Source organism: Chitinophaga sp. 180180018-3, from assembly GCF_037893185.1.
GTDB lineage: Bacteria > Bacteroidota > Bacteroidia > Chitinophagales > Chitinophagaceae > Chitinophaga.
This window is the reverse complement of sequence record NZ_CP140772.1, coordinates 2,789,335-2,807,680: the sequence shown is the minus strand read 5'-3', so window position 1 is coordinate 2,807,680 and position 18,346 is coordinate 2,789,335. Positions and strand designations below refer to the sequence as shown.

Below are 18,346 nucleotides of genomic sequence, written 5' to 3'. Positions count from 1 at the left end.
AGTAGCAATATTTAGCCTGTTTATAACTATTAAACGTTAACGCCTCCTATTATAAAATCCCTATAAGATGAATATCTTCAAACACCCATTGTTACTCAGGTTAGCGCTTCCTCTCGTTCTTATCTCCCTATGTTGTCAATTACCGGTACACGCACAATCCGGCAAATTTTCGTTGTCGGGCGGCGGTATCGTAAATATAAATAACTTCAACTGGTCTATAGCCGGTAATATACAGGGGCAGGCGCCCAATATTTTATCGGAACTACGCTTCCGGCAGATCACGTCTGCGGGCGCCTGGGTGTGCGGATATTACGCACCTGTAAAACAACTACACCTGGGGCTTTATTATCAACGGAACGGCGTAACAGATGGTAAGGGAACGGATACGGACTATAAAGACGATAATCGCGCTAATCCCACCTTCCAGCAGCCCTTTTCAAGCAACAAGGGCTATCTGGATATATTCATGGCCGATGCCCGGTTTATATTTCTCCAAAGGGCGAATTTCAATTTGGGAGCCGGGGTATTTTACAAAAATACCAGACAACACTTTGTGTTGCTTAGTCCGGAATTAACGGACTTACAAAGCAGTTATGCAGCAAGATGGCGGGGACCAGGGCTTTCGGCGACAGGCAATTATATGATCAACCGTAACATATCAGTTGGCGCCAGTGCTGCCTATTCGATACTTTCTTACAGCGGTGAGGCAAATTGGAATCTGATTGATATATTCATGCATCCGCTCAGTTTTGCACACACCGCCAAAGGACATGGCATGGACTACGACCTGAAACTCATGTATACTGCTAATACCACCCTTTCATTTTTACTTGCCGGAATGCTAGAAAACATGCATATATCCAAAGGAACCGACGTTGCCTACCTGAAAAATGGTATGCAATCATCCACTCAGTTTAATGGCTCCGGGAATACTTCGTACGGGATCCGCCTCGGAGCTGTCATTCAACTCTGACAATGCAACGATTATTTAAAAATGGCGGGCCTCCTATTTTTCCAGCCTGTATTTTATCATAATCTCCGGAGATACACCAGCGTTAACCAGGATCAAAGACGTATCAGGAGAAAAGGTAACTCTTCCTTTAATATCTGTTCTTTGCAGACCGTTTTTATCCAGGAAAAAAACACTATCAGCTACTTGTTTGATCGCAAAAACAGAATCCGGTTGAATAGTATATACAAAATCAGCTTTCAGATTTGTTCTGACACTATATAACGCAAAATTGCTGCCCCTCAGGGTAGCATCTTTCGCCAGCCAGGAAAAGATATTGCCATTGCTGATCTTCACCCAGCTGCCTTCCTTATCCGTTTTTATGACGTCCTCTTTCCAGTTAAATTTCGCCCCAAATGTAAAATGATCTATTTGTGGATCTGTTGCCTTGTCTTTTTTACCACAGGATTGTATCAGGATCAAAACTGCCACCGAACATAAAAAATTGAAACAGTACTTCATTTGTTTATCATTTAATTTTCAAAATGCTGTAAAATCAGGAAGAAGCTTGCTAAAAAACAAGCTTCTTCCTTATATCCTTCACTCAGGGACAAGTAAATTTACCCAAATCGTTGGTTAACTGACAACAAGCTGGTGGTGTAGGATTACCATTATTCAGTTGTGCCTGTAAGTTAAGTCTTTCCTGAGCTGTCATGATGGAATTATCTGCCTTATATACAGTAGGCGCTAATTCAGCATACACATCAGATCTGGCTATATATGGAATATAGAAGTTATTGATCCATGACCTGTCGCTGTTGGAAAGATAGCTACCCTGATAGATAGAACTACCATCTTTCCTGGTATACATTGGCAGGCTGGTATTATTTACGATGGAAGTGCTGGTGGTATAGGAAGAATAACCCATAACAGAAGTATAATCGTAAGCACCTGTCTGATAGTAATTCGTTGACGGAATACTGAATTGCGCCAACCCTGAAGAAGTAAGATTAGAGGTATTCAAAGTAACATAGGTATCTCTGTCGAGGCGGGTATGTTCATGTCTCAACCCAAGCGCATGGCAGATTTCGTGAATGATCACGCTGTTATCCCACGCACTGAAAGCGAAATCCGCCAGGTTGATGCGTTGTACACCTCCCTGCCTGCCCAGCTGGGAATCACTGACATCCGCGGCACCTACTGACCAGAACTCAATGTTCGGATAAGCAAACCCATAAGTAGGATCAATAAGTGGTTCGCAGGTAGCATTATAAAATCTTACGTTGGTGCTAGACTGCATTTCGAGTAATGCTGAATAAACCTTTTGTTTCTGCGGGGTTGTCAGATTGGATCCATATATTATCCTGACCATTGCCCACATATTATAGGCTGTCGGATAAATACTGAATGCTCTTGGAATGGTTCGCCCCTGCGCGGTGTTCACAAAGGGCACATTGTAAACGGGATGCATGTTTCTCTCGGGCCCAATATAGTCAGGCTTCTTAGCCAATAGCTGACCATATTTGTCGAGGTTGTTGAACTGTTCCTTGCTGAGAAGAATGTCGCGTTCCCAGAAATACTGAGTTCCTTTTTTTTCTACTACAATACCAGACTTTAATGTAACCGGGCCATCGTTTTGGATAGCTGTCTGACCAGATTGTTTGTCCTTACTACAAGACAGAAAGGCAAGCATGCCTAGTAATGCAACTGATTTGAAATAGAGATTGATCTTCATGGTATATTTTTTTGGGTTAAGGTATGACTGGGTTATAACGAAAAGGATTGTTGTTAAATGAATAAGGTTCGCATACTTTAAAATGAAAATTATCAGAGCCGGTCAATGGGTATTTATACGTCAATCTGGGTAAACATGAATCAGCGTCGACTACTACAAATTGGTTGTTAATCTTTTAAGAAAATAGGGTTGCTGTAGTCAAACAGTCTGTCTTTTAGACGAATACAAGTTTATGTTATATCCCCTGGATTTCCAAATTATTTCTATTGGATTCCTATCCAAAGCGCCCCGGGGATATGCCTGCGGTGTTGGTGAAATTGTCGAGACACTAGTTTCCATCTACCTATCAACACATTAGCATTATATTTATAGCCATCTAACCCGGACCATGAAAAAAATCATTTCTCTGCTGCTGTTTGCAGCGCTCCCTGTAATTTTCCTATGGCCATCCTTTACAAAGGGCCAGGCCCCGGTATCCGACTCCATGTTGTTACTGAAAGGTGTGGGAGCACTCCCTGTACCAGCCGCTGGCAATATTTGCGCCAGCTATGCCATACAACCCACTACTTCCATACTCGCTGTGGCCCCTTACCCGGGTATGCCGGACGTATCGGGAGCTGTTATGCTATCAGGTAAATATGGAGATGGCAAAGGCCGTATCATTCTCATCAGCTCCGAACAATACCTGGATTCCGCTATGCTCGCCAATCCTGCCGTAGACAAACTGATAAAAAATGTGTTGTCTTTGCAATCATCAGGAAAAACAGGATTACTGGGAGAGATGCCGGCACTGCAACGATTACTCCACAAAGCAGGCAGGCCGGGCGTTTATCAGGTACGCGACAGTCTGCTACCGGGCACTCAATTGCTGTTCCTTAACCAGGAAGTTCCCGATCCGCGGCTGGCAAACAGGATAGACGCCTTCCTTACACATGGAGGCACTTTGTTCTTCGCGTCGCCACTGGGCAAAACAAACGCGGCTTCGAACCAACAGCAATGGACATCTTCCTTAAATCCATACCTGCTAAATGCAGGCATCTATCATGTGTATAATCCGCTCGACAATAGTATACCTGCGCTATCACCCACTATACCCGGTTATATTGATTTCAATCACATCCTGAAAACCATCGAACAGGGAACCTATTCTTCTCTGGCCAATAATGAAACAACCGGGTACATCACCCATACCATCCTGATGCTGGCTGGTACATTTAACGCCGACTCCAGCACCGGCATGATGCGGTTGCACAAGGCGCTGGGAATAACGGCAAACGTCAAACCGGCAACACCTACACTGACGCACCCTATCTATAAAAACGACTGGAAAGCTTACCTCGCTTACCTGATGGGAATGCTGAGATGGGACAGATCAATATCAGCGGTGGGCAAACCCAATTCTGTTGATTCCTCTTACATTTACTTCCCCGGCGCCGTTGCAGAAGGCACCCGACGGGTGGATACTACTGTATCTGTTAACATAAGAACCGGTAGCGACGGACTACCGGAACCGGAACCGTTATATTACCGGCCGCATAGCACCGGTCTGTATATTGCAGCCGGCGAATCCGTTAAAGTGCAGATCCCTGCTGCAGATACAGGTTTGCATTGCAAATTGCAGATAGGCCTGCACGACGATGAGTTCTACCAGTCGGATGTAATTGTTCGCCAGGTATACAGCCTCACGAAAAGCTTCGATGTCACAGACACGGTGACCACCATCACCTCTCCCTGGGGTGGCCTGTTATATCTGGCCATACCCGATACTGCCGGCGCAGGATCTTTGACAATACGGGTACGCGGCGCTGTTCCTGCGCCCCGCTTCGTTGCCGGTCGAACCAGCAACGAGGCATGGCAACGCCTCCGGCAGGAAGGCGCTCCCTGGGCGGAACTGGAAACGGATAAGCTGATATTAACGGTTCCTTCCGCCCGGATCCGCCATCTCGACCAACCCGCCTCCCTGATGGCTTTCTGGGATCAGGTGATGGATGCCGACGCTGATCTGGCACATATTCCGCACCAACGCAAACATCCGGAAAGAATCCTCATCGACCTCGCATCTCCCGCCGGATATATGTGCACCACCCCTCAGAAAATATTTGCCCCCGACGATGAAAGCTGCGCCCTCCTGCTGAATGAAACAGACCTGCGCAAAAAAGGCTCCTGGGGCCATTTCCATGAACTGGGCCACCGGCACCAGTTCTGGCCGATCGAATTCAGCGAAACCGGCGAGGTGACCGTCAACCTGTATACGATGTACGTGTACGATAAAGTATTGCACAAAGGCTTATATAATCATGAAGACATATCCGATTCTCTCACAGTACGCAAGCGGATCAAAACTTATTTGTCCGCCCAACCCGACCTCAAAAAATTCGGGAAGGATCCATTTTCAGCACTGTGTATGTATATTCAGCTGATTGAAAATTTCGGATGGGAACCACTGAAAACGGTATATGCCAGCTACCGGAAACTTCCGGCAGACAGCTATCCTAAAACGGAGGACGAAAGAAGGGATCGTTGGTTTACAGAGATCTGCAAAGCCACCGGCCGTAACCTGGACGACTTCTTTAAAATATGGGGCATACCCATATCAGCAACAGCGCTGAAATCGGCAGCGGCCTATCCATCGTGGTTGCCAGGTGAGCTGTCGGAGTTTGCACCAAAGCATCCATAATTTTTTCCGTCTCTCAACAAATGGTAAGTTTAATACGCACCATGCCGGCCAGCTTTCTTCTATAACAACCAGCGGCCGGCATTTTAGTTAACGTGAAACCATTGCCTGCGCTGCGCAGCGGCCAGTGTAAATAGTATAACATGATAAAAAGACAAGACAGGACAAACTGGATAGATAATCTGCGGTCGTCTGTCACCTTACTGGTGGTGGCGCATCATTCCTCGCTTGCCTATACTACCTTCGCTTACTTTAACAAACAGGCCTATATCACTTCCACTCATCCTGTTGTGGATACAGTGAGAAGCAGGAGTATGGATTTGTTCGAAGATTTCAACGATATCTTTTTCATGTCGCTGATGTTCCTGATCAGCGGCCTCTTTATAGCGCCTGCCCTCCGTAGCAAAGGGGTCGCCGTGTTTATCCGCGACCGGTTCTACCGGTTGTTCATTCCTTTTGCCATTGGAGTAACGCTACTCATGTTACTGGCATACTATCCGGCATATTACCTGGCGCATGGACAACATAATTTGAAAGATTATATAGTTGATTACTTCACAGTAGAAGCCTGGCCGGTGGGTCCACCGTGGTTCATATGGGTACTGTTCCTGTTCAATCTTGTTTTTGCGCTGTGCTACCCGGCGATAGGAAAATACCTGACGGCGCCTGCCACATTCATCGCAGGCCTGCGGGAACGGCCGCTGCGGCTATTTTTCAGCTGGTACCTCTTTACCCTGATCCTGTACATACCGGCAATACTGCTGGTAGATCCCGGCAAATGGACAGGCATCGGGCCATTCGATTTTCAGATCAGCCGCCTGGCTTTGTACTTCGGTTATTTTCTGCTGGGCATACTGATTGGCGTGCCGGGTACCGGCAATGGGATATTTGCAGAAAACACCCGTTTCGTACGTTTATGGCCAGCCTGGATATTTGCGGCTTTGGTTACGTATACCCTGCTGAAATGCAGTGAGGGGCCGTTACATCGTTTAATTGATCACCGGCAGTTAAGTTACTTCCAGGCCAGCCTCCTGTACCGGTTTGTTTGGTCGCTGTCGTGTACACTCAGCTGCATAGCCTCTCTGACTACCTTCAGGCAGCTTTTGAATAATACCAATACCGGTTGGAAATCGTTATCCGCCAATGCTTATGGCATTTATCTCGTTCACTATATCCCGGTGATCTGGTGTCAGTACCTGCTGTTGAACTATGATCTTCCTGCACCGGTAAAATTTGCTATTACGGTGGTGACGGCGGTGGCATTAAGCTGGATGGCCACCTGGCTGGTTCGCAGGAACAGCATCGTGAAGCGGTATCTGTGAACGCTTACCAGCCGGTTTTCAGATAAAGGAAGGATAAAAAAAAGCCCACCCTTTCGGGCAGGCTTAACAAAAAAAGTAGCTGAATCTTAGTGCAGGGTAATGCTGCCAATGCTGGAAGCCTGTCCTACAGTTACATTCACATTGGCTACCACGGTATCTTTCAGTATTCCGTTTCCGGCAATAGCAACGTTATAAGCTCCGGGGTTAAGTCCGGCCATCAGGAAAGCTCCGGTAGTTACATCAGGAAGTGCTGAAGCAACAGTATCGGTACCCTGGATGGCAAAGATGCCTTTCACTGACGCGGCAGGAAATACCATTCCTTTGATAGAACCGCCGTTTGCCTGTGTAAAAGTACGGATCACCGGTTTGAGTATATACTTATTGTTACCTGTTACCACCACGGAGCGGTTGGCATCGAAATCGAGCCAGAGGCGGTATTCTACGCCGGCAACCAGTTGGGCATCTACATTCAGTTTAAGTCCTGATTGCTGTGCAGATGGCGTTTGCAGCGGATAAGAGGTTCCTCCTATGACTACGCTGTTATTGCTACCCAATACCAGACGTATCTGGGAGATCTTGCCGGCTGGCAGATCCTGGGATGCGATAACCGTATCGAGGCCGTTCCGGAAATTAAGGAGGTTGTACACCCCGGGGCGTAACAGATGAAGCGATTGCCAGCCGGTGCTGGCAGAGGCATCAGCCGAAGCATTTACCTGTACATCCTGAACATCCACTAGTACAGCATCGTAAGGAGAAGGAGCATCAGTAAGGTAAACGGTCATGCGTGCACTTCCACTGTTGTTCCCTGAGTCATTTTTTGAGCAAGATGAAAATGTGACAGCTGTAGCCAGGGCAGCTAACGTTAGTGCGATCTGATTTCTCATGATTGTAGGTTTTAATTATAACCCCACCTAGACAACTTGTGTGCCACATTCTCAGGCCCTCAGATGTTCCCCTTGCGCTTTTAAGGAGAATTTAATCTCCGCAAGCTGGCACTAATTTGGTAGCAGAAAGATTTATAAACCATATCACCATGAAAAAGATCGCCTTAATGGCTCTACTGTTGGCCGCAGGCATGTACTACTCCCCCTCCGCAGATGCTCAGGTTCGCGTAAATTTAAACTTCAATCTTTCCAGCCAGCCGCTGTGGGGCCCTGTTGGCTACGACTATGCCGAGTATTATTATCTTCCCGACATCGATGTTTACTACTGTATTCCGGAACAACAATTCGTTTATTTTGATGAAGATGAAGACGACTGGGTATCTGCCCGCGCACTGCCACCTTACTATCACTACGACCTGTATCGCGGGTACAAAGTAGTGATCAATGCAGAAAGGCCTTACCTGAACGACGACTACTACCGCCGGAAATACAGAAGATATAAAGGCTGGTACGGCCGGCAGGTACTGATCCGCGACGGGGACCACGACCGGGACCACTGGAAGGAATACAGACATGACAATGGCCGCTGGCATCGGCATGGTGATGATCAGGGAGAAGATGATTAAGAAAGAATTAAGAATATAGAATGTGGAATGAAGAATGAGTGCGAAGATAGCTATCATCAATCGCTACAATCTTCGTGTTCATTCTTCATTCCACATTCTATATTCTTAATTCTTTGCATTATCTTTCCTACGCATCCATATCTCCTGAACAAAAGCCTCTTTACGGAACGATGAAAACAAACCTGGTTGCATACCTATGCGCTATTGCCATTTTAACTGCATGCTGTAAGGCTCCATCCCTTACTGGTGAAAGAAATCAGCAGTACATTCAAAAAAACGGGGCTGCCAATAAGCCCTGGAAGCTTGTATGGGAAGATAATTTCAACGGATCTTCCCTGGATACTTCCAAATGGACGCGCATTCCGCCCGGCACTTCCGCGTGGAATACGCATATGAGCAGCAACGATGCCTGCTATCGTCTTGATAATGGCCTGCTCTATCTCCGGGGCATCATAAACCCGGATACGACGGTCGATAAGCGCCCTTTTATCACGGGTGGCATCTGGAGTAAAGGCAAATTCGCCTTTCAGTACGGCCGTATAGAAATACGCGCCAAACTTGAATGTGCCCGTGGAGCCTGGCCTGCCATGTGGATGCTGGCCGAGCATAATAAATACGGCGAGTATCCGCGGAACGGGGAAATAGATATCATGGAACATCTGAATTACGATAGCATCATCTACCAGACCACGCACTCCTATTACACGCTTAATCTGAAGCAAACCAATAATCCGCCGCATTCCGGTACCGCAAAGCTGAATCCCACAGATTTCAATACCTTCGGCATTAGCTGGTATCCCGATAAAATTGTATTCCAGGTCAATGGCCAGGATACCTTCACTTATCCCAGGGTGGAAGGCGTGGACCCCTCCCAGTGGCCGTACGACCAGCCGTTCTATATCCTGATAGATCAGCAGCTGGGGGGCGATTGGGTAGGAAAAGTAGCTCCCGCCACCCTTCCGGTGCAGATGATCGTAGATTGGGTGAAAGTATACCAGTAAAGCATATTTCTCCCGGGTTCTGATAGCGGACGCGACATTGAAACGCAAAAACTACGATCATACAGCATTTCATATGCTATCCATTTAAAGGTATTATTTTATCGTGGTGTACAACCCTATCGCGAAAAAAGACAGTGCAAGCAGGATAAATATCACCGTCAGTATTTTCGGGAGATAATCGGATTTAATAAGAAACTCCTTTGGGTTATTCCGGTTATAGATCACCGTAACATTTTCGTCTGGTTTGTACCGGGAGAAATTGGTGCCATACTGGTATTCTTCTGTAACCCAGGCGGCATCGGCCGTTTGAAATTTTACGAGCGGGTAACGGATATTCCCGGAAGTAGTATGCCCCGACACCGTGCCGGTGGTTTCAACGCCGTGTTGCCGGATACGTTTATGCTTCGCCAGTATGTAAAAGTAAATAAAGACCAGCTGGGTCAGGCCTATCAGCATGAAAAACAGTCCATCAAATCTGATATTGGCAAACGTCTGAAGTAGTGATATAAATATAGTGTTTTCCATCTTTGTACAACATCAAATGTAGGAAATGTAATCCAGGTTCTGTGTAGCAGGTGACGGGTGGCGCGACAGAGGCCGCCAAACCCCAGCATGAAACTTGTGGCATTTTTTGAAAAAACATCACTATGCTACAACAGGTAAATGCCACTATAAATGGCCAGCAATATACCTTAGAGGTAGAACCCGAATTCTATAACGGACACAAGGTTTATTATATCCTGAACGATGATATCGAGCATATGTTTCACCATCTCGTACCGGATCACCTGGTGTTGATGGAAACAGATACCGGTTTCGCCTGTTCGCCCAAACTCGAGGAGATGGAAAGTGGCTATATTGTTCAGCAGATATGGCGGGCTATTAAAGCAACCTGCTAACGTAACCCGCGGGATGATTAAAGGCGCGGGATCGTTTTGAACAGCTCAAACATATCTGTCAGTGTCTGCAGGAATGCTTTGCTTTGTAAAGCATCCAGCAGGATGTTGCGTTCACGTTGCAATGAGGTGGCAAGGTACAGTGAAGCGGATAAATAAAAAAACATCGATGACGATTCATGATCAGAATTGAAACTAAAATAGTATTTTTAATAATGACATAGCCCTGTTGAGTTACCCATAACACGAACAGTACATGTTAACCTGAACAGTGAGTTACCCATAGCAATGAAACAGTGAATGTTGACCTGAGCAGGCATTTCTGAAGAGACCAAATCTGAACAAATATGACAATTCCAAAGCTTTCCGCAGCCGCGTTATTATTGGCAGGCAGTATAGCCCTGGCCAGTTGCAGCAGAAACATGACTGACCTGAATCCGGTGAAGCAAAACGCTTCACCGGGCAGCAAAACCACTGCTACATCGGCATTGGTTACCGACAGCAGTCTGATTGCGTATAAGAAAAGTGCGCATGAAATCTATGCCGGATTTTACCGGTTCCAGGGGCCCTGCTACGGCCCGGGCCTGAATGGTTCCAACTTCTCGAAAGTGCCGGACAGCCTGGATGTGCTGATCGTTTTCTGCTTCAGCTCCAGCTCCCCTGTTGCCGACAGCGTTCCGGGCTGGATCAACGCCCTTCATGCCAAGGGTACCAAAGTAATCGTTACCGGCAGCCTCGATCTTGCGCCAGGCGCCTCCAACAACACGGCCGGATACACGCAAACCGCCCAGAGGATTATGGACAGTATCGTGAACCGGTATGGATTTGACGGCTACGATATCGACATTGAAAGTAATCCCAGCGGTACCGATTTAACGTCTAAGACCGGGGTGTACACTGCGTTATCTAAGTTCCTCGGCCCCAAATCCGGCACCGGCAGGCTGCTGACCTTCGATACCAACCAAAGCGGCAGCAACAGTCTTTTCCGGAAAGTATATACCATGGTCGACTATGTATGGCTGCAGGCCTATGGCCGGGGCGCTTCCACGCTTCAATCAACCTGGAATACATTTTCTCCTTATATCAAATCATCGCAGTTTGTTCCGGGATTTTCCTTCTATGAGGAAAACGGCTATCCCGGCAACGTATGGTACGATGTTACTTATCCTGTAAACGGTACAGGGCGTGCCTACGACTATGCCCGGTGGGAACCTGCAGGAGCTAAAAAAGGCGGTGTTTTCAGTTACGCTATCGACAGGGATGCACCGCTTACCTCATCTACCGACAATACACTTTATGTTCCTACTTACATTGTAAGTAAACAATTGATAAAGATTATGAATCCTTAACGGTCAAATATATCTTAAGCAGCGGGCAGGAGCCTGCTGCTTAAAATAAATAATGAAAATACTATCTCCCCAAAAACCACGGATAAATTCAATTCTGAAAAGATTCTGGAGAAAACGTTAATGAAGTATGAAGAATTAATTATGTTATAGTGAAATCCCGCTCTCTCACTATGGCTTCCGGGTATAACTGTACATTTTTGCAGGAGCTAAAATTACTGTATGCCTTCTGCAAAAAAAATTACCAGATTATTTTTTTCAGCGCTGCTCTTATCCCTTTCGTTCCATGCCTATTCGCAATCGATTAAAGGACGGGTAACCGACGCTGTCACAGGCGAGCCACTGGTTGGCGCCACGGTTGTATTAAAGGGAATCTCCAGCAAAGCCATTGTGAAACTGGATGGCTCATTTCATTTCAAAAACCTGAAACCGGGAGATTATGAGCTTGTAGCCACCTATATCGGTTATTCTGTAGCCAAAGCCGGACCGGTACACATCGCTTCTGCTACCGATGCCGCAGTGATTGACCTGATTGCCAGTCCGCTGCACAGCGACCTCTCCGGGATCACCGTGGTAGGTAGTGCCAAAAATGAAGAAACAGGCGCCCGCCGCCTTGAACAAAAGGCCGATCAGCTGGTGAATATCCTGTCGTCCAAAACCCTGCAACTGCTGCCCGATATTACCGTCGCCAACGCCCTGCAACGGGTAAGCGGCGTGACGATTGAAAAAGGCAGCTCCGGGGATGGACGCTATCCTATTATCCGCGGGATGGACAAAAGATATATCAACACGCTCATCAACGGTATCAAAATTCCCAGCCCGGATAATAAAAGCCGGTTTATTCCGCTGGATCTCTTCCCTTCCGAATTGCTGGAAAGACTGGAGGTCAGCAAAAGCCTCACTCCTGCTATGGAAGGAGATGCCATTGGCGGTACCATCAACCTTGTCATGAAAGATGCTCCTGCCTCGAAGCTGCTGCAGGTAAACGTTTCGGGGGGATATAACAATATCTTCGCCGATCAGAAATTCCAGTCTTTCTCTACCGGCAGCATGAATAAAAGGTCGCCCAACCAGATCAATGGTCCCGCGTACGCAGCGAAGGAATCAGAATTTCCGCTGGGTCATCTTAACTATACGCCTAAATCATCACCACTTAATACCACAGCTGGTATCAGCATAGGTAACCGCTTTGGTAAAAACAAAAACCTGGGCGTGATCCTTTCCGGCAGTTATCAGAACCAGTACAGAGGAACGGCTACTTCTGTATTTACCACTTCTACCACTCCCAATGTGGACGATATTCCGGCGTTTGAATACCTGAGAGAAAGAAGATATTCTACTCAAACCCAGCGCCTGGGGCTGACCGGTAAAATAGATTACCGCTTCAATAAAAGAAACAAGATTTCGTTATTTTCTACCTACGTTCGCCTCGACGACAAGCAGGTAAGGGAATCCATCGATACTACTAACGCCATTAACCAAACGCTTTCTTATTCGTACAGAACCACCTGGCAATACCAGTCTATCTACAACGCCACCCTGCAAGGGCAGCATCAATTAACCGGTACCAGCGCATTCGACTGGTCGGCCGTATATTCCATTGCAAAAAACTCCATCCCCGACCAGACTTCTTTTTCACATGGCGGGTTGAGTGTTGACAGAACCGGTGAAAAAGTGCAGCTGTCGGGCGAAGACATACTGAATGCCATGAACCGCAGCTGGATGCAGAACAGCGACAAAGACTTCGCTTTCTACGCCAACTATACCAAAGAAACCAAGGTGCTGAACAGGTTCTTTGAGTTTAAAGGCGGCGCCATGATGAGAAATAAATTGCGCGATAATTTCTACAACTACTATACGCTCAATCCGCTCCGTGTTTCGGGATCCAACCAGTTGTTTACCACTGTGGATGCAGCGAAGTTTACTTTCATCGGCTCCGACGCTACTGCGCAGCTTAACGGTAACAACTATACGTTCAGAGAAACGATCTGGGCCGCTTACCTGCAGGGCAAATGGCAGCTCGCCAGGCAACTCGAAGCGCTGGGTGGGCTGAGAATGGAGCATACGGATCAAAAGTACAATACCCAGCTGCCGGCTACTGCTGATTACAAAGATGGTACCATCTCCTATACCGATTTCCTTCCGAGTGTACAATTGAAATATCAGCTTCGTCCCAAGCAGGCATTGCGCTTTTCGTACTACAAGGCGATTGCGCGGCCTCAGTTCTCAGAGCTGATCCCTGATGGCCCCGATAACTACGAGCTGTTTAAAGAAAGGGGAAATCCGGAAGGGCTGGAACACTCCACCGCCAATAACTTCGACCTGAGATATGAATTGTTCCCGGGCAAAGCAGATCAATTGTTACTGGGTGTATTCTATAAAAGAATCGATAATCCTATCGAACTTTCTGTAAGAAAGTTTGGTTACAATTCGCAGGTATTCAAGCCGGTTAATATCGGAACGGCTGCTACCAACTATGGTTTTGAAGCAGTGTTCATCAAGTATATCGGCGCGTTTGGCGTATCTGCCAACTATACCTATACACATTCCAGCATTACGAACGACAGCATGCTGTATAAATACCGGGATCCACAACTGGGTATCACCGATAAATACATTTCTGAAACCAGGCCTATGCAGGGGCAGGCGAATCACATCGGTAATTTGTCGTTGTTGTATAAAGACACCCGGAACGGCCTGGACCTGCAGATAGCCGCGGTGTATACTGGAGAAAGACTGGCAGTACTGAATACCTATTCAGGTCTGCATTACTGGTTACAGCCCACTACCCAGCTGGATCTTTCCTTCGAACAAAGGATCTATAAAGGCTTTACCTGTTACGGAAAGATCAACAACCTGACCAATGCACCTACAGTAACGGCCATGCATCAGTCTTACAATACTTACCTGCAAAAAACCAATGTGCCATTAAGCCAGCAGTCGGATCCCAACAAGAAGATCATTGTTGAGAAAGACTACTTCAGAACTTCCTTTTTATTCGGTTTCAGATACAAACTCTAAACAACAGCAGCATGAAACAACCTATCTCTACTATCATTGGTCTTTTTATACTACTCGTATGCGCCACCGCATGCAATAAGAAAGCAGATAATAAAAACCTGTATATCGCGCCCAAGGCTGTTGCTTCGCCGGTAAGCGACAAAGGATGCCTGGGGTCCGACCCGCTTAACAACGCGGTAAAAGGCACTATGCTGGCAGGTAAAACCTATACAATATGTGGTGATATATTCGTAAATGAACACGACACCCTGATCATCCAGGAAGGCGTAACGATTAACTTTACCGGCAACTACGGAATTGGTGTAAGAGGCACTTTTATTTCGCTGGGTACACAGGAAAAGCCTAACCTGATTACTTATCCGGGTGTTACCAAAACAGATACCTATGGTGCTGATCCCAACAGCGACCCCGCGCTTCGCGGCCGCTGGGTGGGCATCATCGGCGGCCCTACCTGTCCGTTGATGGTCGTAAAATGGACCCGCATTGAATTCGGAGGCGCTGCGATTCCGGCGGCCAGCGGTATCCGCCAGATCTATACCAGCCCATATCCGCTGTTTTTCCAGAATCCCAACGGCGTGTTTGTGATGGAAGATTCGTGGATATACGGAAGCGTGGACGATCCTTTGAGGATCCTGGGCGGGAAGGTATCCATCATGCGGAATACTTTCGAGAAATGCGGTTATACAGGCGGAGAGGCGATGAATGGTAAAGCCGGTTTAAGAGGCGATTTTGCCTACAACCTTTGCATAGGCATGGCTACCAACGGGCCTAAGCTGTCGAACGCAGGCGCCATTGCCGGAGTGCCCAGCAGCAACATGAGAATGTACAATAACACCATCGTTAACTGCGGTTACAGAAGATCGTCCGCAGGCCGGGGTGGTTCTATTAATTTTGAGGAAGGCGCAGGCGGAATGGCCTACAACAACCTGATAGTGAATTGTAAGTTCGGTTTGAGAGTGGTACAAAACCCCATTGCCGATACCGCCAATTTAAGATATGGTTATAACTACACCTATGCCGATTCATTATCCGTAGCCAACAGCATTTATCCGAGCCTGGCGATCAGCGTATGTATCAGCAAAGCGCCGCCAACTGATATCCCCGCACCGGCGTCTTTCCTGCCGCCGAACTGGACACCGGGAGCTACCTACACCGCCAGTCAGGCGATACTGGGCGCCAACAATCCTCAATTTGTGAATGGTCCCTGCCCTATGCCTGCCGGGCTTAACCTGCGTGATATCTCATTTGTAGGCAGCTATAATTTCCGGCTGAAGCCAACTTCTCCCTGCGCCGGGAAAGGGTTCACCGGTTTCTCGCCCCGTGCAGATGTACCGGTAGATCCTATGTACGGCGCTACCGAGATCACTCCTCCCGGAAAAGATTTCGGCTGTTACCAGTTAAACGGCTACGGTAACAGACATTGATGATTAAAACAGTGTGTCATGTATAACAAAGTGTATTTTTTATTACTTGGATTGTTCATCTTTTCAACGAAGCTGAACGCACAAAGCAATAACGGGTTTATTACACCGCCCTACCTGCAGATTGGATACAACCCTTCCGAAACAACGCTGGAGCTGTTATGGCACAGCGCCGACAGCACCGCCAGCTGGGAAGTAGAGCTTAAGCCCGATGGCGACGGGAGCTGGAAAAAGGCCACTCCACCTGCAGCGAACCGGGTAGCGGTAGCCAATATAGCCGCTCACCTAGTGTACAGAACGGTGCTCACAGGCCTGGTCCCCGGCAAGAATTTCAGCTACCGTGTACTGAAAAATAAGCAGGTAATATTCACGGCTCAGGGCAAAGCGCCCAGAAAAGCGGAACAGCCTTACCGGTTTGTTGCTTTCGGAGATATTGGAGCAGGAACATCCAGCGCTAAAAAACTGGCCGGAATGGCTTACCAGGCGAACCCCGACCTGGTGGTGGTTCCGGGAGATATCGTATATGAACGGGGACTTATTTCTGAATACCGTACTAATTTCTGGCCGGTATACAACGCTGCTGACGCCAATGAGCAGGGCGCGCCGCTGATGAGAAGTATTCCCTTCGTGGCAGCATTAGGTAACCATGATGGCGATACCCGGGACCTGAACAGCTACCCCGATGCCCTGGCCTACTACGCATTCTGGGATCAGCCACTGAATGGCCTGCAGAGCCGGGAAGGTGGGGCAGTAGTACCGGCCCTGAAAGGTACTCCCGAAAACAAAAAGGCCTTCGAAACGGCCGCCGGCAAAGCATATCCGGTGATGAGCAATTTCTCTTTCAACTATGGTAATACGCACTGGACATTCATTGATTCCGATACGTATGTAGACTGGACAGACAGCACCCTGAAAAAATGGGTAGCCGATGACCTGAAATCCGCTGCGGATGCGGTGTGGAAAATAGTCGTGTTTCACCATCCGGGATTCAGTTCCGCCCGGGATCATTTTGAACAACAGCAGATGCGCCTGTTGTCGCCCCTGCTGGAAGCAGGCAAAGTGGATGTGGTGCTGAGCGGCCATGTGCACAACTACCAGCGTACCTATCCCCTGACCTTCAAACCCGAAAAGAAAGGTACTTTGCTGGTAGGTGGTAAAGACAATAAAACCATCCGTGGACGCGTGGTACCTGGCGCCTGGAAGCTCGACAAAAAATTTGACGGCCACGCCCAAACCAGGCCTAACGGCATTATCTACCTGGTAACAGGTGCCGGCGGACAGGAGTTGTACAATGCTGATCAGCAGGATGATCCGGATTCCTGGCAGAAATTTACCCACCTGTTTATTTCAGCCGTTCACTCTTTTACTGTTGCAGATGTGGATGGTAAAAAAATTACCTTCCGGCAGTTATCGGAAGATGGAAAAGAAGTGGATTCATTCATCATAACGAAATAAGCCAGCGATTCCTGTTGGTTTGAAAGGGCCGCTCCGTTGGGGCGGCCTTTTTCGTACCCTGCTATGTTGTTTGAATTTTGTAATTTTAAGCAATGGCAAAAATTGAAACCATAGCAGATTTCTACCGGGAAAAAATTGGCTCCATGCCGGAAAGTATCCGTCAGGATATCGGGCATTTCAATGTATTGAAAACGGAATTTACCGCGGATAATCTGCCAGATCCTGCTGCGTACAGAAGAAGGGATTTTTACAAGGTGGTATTGATGTACGGCCAAAGCGAACTGCAGTTTGCAGATAAGATAGTTCGCACAGATAAGCAGGCGCTTATATTCATCAATCCGCAGATTCCTCTCAGCGCCGACCTTTCAAAGGTACATACCAACTACTGCTGTGTCTTCAATCAGCACTTCTTTCATCATTACACTAACCTGAACGGATACCCGGTTTATCAGCCGGGTGGCATACACGCATTTGAATTAACAGATGAGCAGGCGGTCAGGGTGGAAGGCATCTTCGGGCACATGCTCGAAGAGATGCAGTCAGACTACGTTTATAAGTACGACGTACTCAGGAACTATGTACTGGAGCTGATTCACTTTGCGCTGAAAATGCAGCCCTCCTCTGCGGCGCAGATAAAGTATAAGCTCAATGCGTCGGAAAGGATAGCCTCGTTATTCATAGAGTTGCTGGAACGCCACTACGCGATCGACGATCTTAATCAGCGGGTGGCATTACGTTCAGCGACCGACTTCGCCAGTCATATGAACATCCACGTCAATCACCTGAACAGGGCGCTGAAAGCCATCACCGGCAAAACCACCACCCAGCTGATAGCCGAGCGCTGCCTCATAGAAGCCAAAACCCTGTTGAAGCAGAGCACCTGGAATGTTTCCGAAATCGCTTACGCATTGGGCTTCCTGGAATCGGCCCATTTCAATACCTTCTTCAAAAAAAACAACGGCATGACCCCGCTTCAGTTCAGAAATGTTTGAATTTTGCAATAGATTGTTTGTCTT

Annotated in this window: 16 protein-coding genes; 11 read left to right on the top strand and 5 right to left on the bottom strand. The window is 47.5% G+C overall.

Going from position 1 to position 18,346, the window contains the following annotated elements; all coding sequences use genetic code 11:
* The first annotated feature begins 67 nt into the window (after positions 1 to 67).
* Positions 68 to 973: a hypothetical protein gene (locus tag UNH61_RS11015; protein ID WP_326992161.1), complete on the top strand. Its 906-nt coding sequence runs from the start codon at positions 68 to 70 to the stop codon at positions 971 to 973.
* A 33-nt stretch (positions 974 to 1,006) separates the two neighbouring features.
* Here the strand turns inward: UNH61_RS11015 and UNH61_RS11010 are convergent, their stop codons facing one another.
* A complete protein-coding gene (locus UNH61_RS11010; protein ID WP_326992160.1) occupies positions 1,007 to 1,441 on the bottom strand; it encodes a hypothetical protein in 435 nt (144 codons plus the stop codon).
* A gap of 112 nt (positions 1,442 to 1,553) precedes the next feature.
* Positions 1,554 to 2,684, bottom strand: a complete 1,131-nt coding sequence (locus UNH61_RS11005; RefSeq protein WP_326992159.1) for a M12 family metallopeptidase — start codon at positions 2,682 to 2,684, stop codon at positions 1,554 to 1,556.
* Positions 2,685 to 3,072: 388 nt separating this feature from the next.
* On the opposite strand from UNH61_RS11005, the gene UNH61_RS11000 reads away from it, so the two are divergent.
* A complete protein-coding gene (locus tag UNH61_RS11000; protein ID WP_326992158.1) occupies positions 3,073 to 5,361 on the top strand; it encodes a M60 family metallopeptidase in 2,289 nt (762 codons plus the stop codon).
* A 140-nt stretch (positions 5,362 to 5,501) separates the two neighbouring features.
* A complete protein-coding gene (locus tag UNH61_RS10995) occupies positions 5,502 to 6,680 on the top strand; it encodes an acyltransferase (protein WP_326992157.1) in 1,179 nt (392 codons plus the stop codon).
* A gap of 86 nt (positions 6,681 to 6,766) precedes the next feature.
* On the opposite strand, the gene UNH61_RS10990 is transcribed toward UNH61_RS10995, so the two are convergent.
* A complete protein-coding gene (locus UNH61_RS10990) occupies positions 6,767 to 7,564 on the bottom strand; it encodes a DUF4382 domain-containing protein (RefSeq protein WP_326992156.1) in 798 nt (265 codons plus the stop codon).
* A gap of 149 nt (positions 7,565 to 7,713) precedes the next feature.
* Between UNH61_RS10990 and UNH61_RS10985 the strand changes: the two genes are divergently transcribed.
* Together UNH61_RS10985 and UNH61_RS10980 are read left to right on the top strand one after the other, a co-directional pair.
* Positions 7,714 to 8,190, top strand: a complete 477-nt coding sequence (locus UNH61_RS10985) for a hypothetical protein (RefSeq protein WP_326992155.1) — start codon at positions 7,714 to 7,716, stop codon at positions 8,188 to 8,190.
* A gap of 170 nt (positions 8,191 to 8,360) precedes the next feature.
* Entirely contained in the window at positions 8,361 to 9,191 is an 831-nt protein-coding gene (locus UNH61_RS10980) for a glycoside hydrolase family 16 protein (protein ID WP_326992154.1), read from the top strand.
* A 93-nt stretch (positions 9,192 to 9,284) separates the two neighbouring features.
* Here the strand turns inward: UNH61_RS10980 and UNH61_RS10975 are convergent, their stop codons facing one another.
* Positions 9,285 to 9,716 (bottom strand): DUF3592 domain-containing protein, encoded by a 432-nt coding sequence (locus UNH61_RS10975; RefSeq protein ID WP_326992153.1) that lies wholly within the window; start codon positions 9,714 to 9,716, stop codon positions 9,285 to 9,287.
* A gap of 122 nt (positions 9,717 to 9,838) precedes the next feature.
* Between UNH61_RS10975 and UNH61_RS10970 the strand changes: the two genes are divergently transcribed.
* Entirely contained in the window at positions 9,839 to 10,090 is a 252-nt protein-coding gene (locus UNH61_RS10970) for a hypothetical protein (protein WP_326992152.1), read from the top strand.
* A 17-nt stretch (positions 10,091 to 10,107) separates the two neighbouring features.
* On the opposite strand, the gene UNH61_RS10965 is transcribed toward UNH61_RS10970, so the two are convergent.
* On the bottom strand, positions 10,108 to 10,254 hold the full coding sequence (locus UNH61_RS10965; RefSeq protein WP_326992151.1) for a hypothetical protein: 147 nt from the start codon (positions 10,252 to 10,254) through the stop codon (positions 10,108 to 10,110).
* A gap of 180 nt (positions 10,255 to 10,434) precedes the next feature.
* Here UNH61_RS10965 and UNH61_RS10960 point away from each other — a divergent pair, with 180 nt between their 5' ends.
* The 5 genes from UNH61_RS10960 to UNH61_RS10940 all read left to right on the top strand — a co-directional run bounded on the left by UNH61_RS10960 (position 10,435) and on the right by UNH61_RS10940 (position 18,322).
* Positions 10,435 to 11,436: a hypothetical protein gene (locus tag UNH61_RS10960; protein WP_326992150.1), complete on the top strand. Its 1,002-nt coding sequence runs from the start codon at positions 10,435 to 10,437 to the stop codon at positions 11,434 to 11,436.
* 219 nt (positions 11,437 to 11,655) lie between these two features.
* Entirely contained in the window at positions 11,656 to 14,454 is a 2,799-nt protein-coding gene (locus tag UNH61_RS10955; protein ID WP_326992149.1) for a TonB-dependent receptor, read from the top strand.
* A gap of 11 nt (positions 14,455 to 14,465) precedes the next feature.
* The gene (locus UNH61_RS10950; RefSeq protein WP_326992148.1) at positions 14,466 to 15,878 is read left to right on the top strand and encodes a hypothetical protein; all 1,413 of its coding nucleotides are present in this window, start codon (positions 14,466 to 14,468) and stop codon (positions 15,876 to 15,878) included.
* A gap of 18 nt (positions 15,879 to 15,896) precedes the next feature.
* Positions 15,897 to 17,330, top strand: a complete 1,434-nt coding sequence (locus tag UNH61_RS10945) for a metallophosphoesterase (RefSeq protein WP_326992147.1) — start codon at positions 15,897 to 15,899, stop codon at positions 17,328 to 17,330.
* A gap of 92 nt (positions 17,331 to 17,422) precedes the next feature.
* The gene (locus UNH61_RS10940) at positions 17,423 to 18,322 is read left to right on the top strand and encodes a helix-turn-helix transcriptional regulator (protein WP_326992146.1); all 900 of its coding nucleotides are present in this window, start codon (positions 17,423 to 17,425) and stop codon (positions 18,320 to 18,322) included.
* Positions 18,323 to 18,346: the final 24 nt, after the last annotated feature.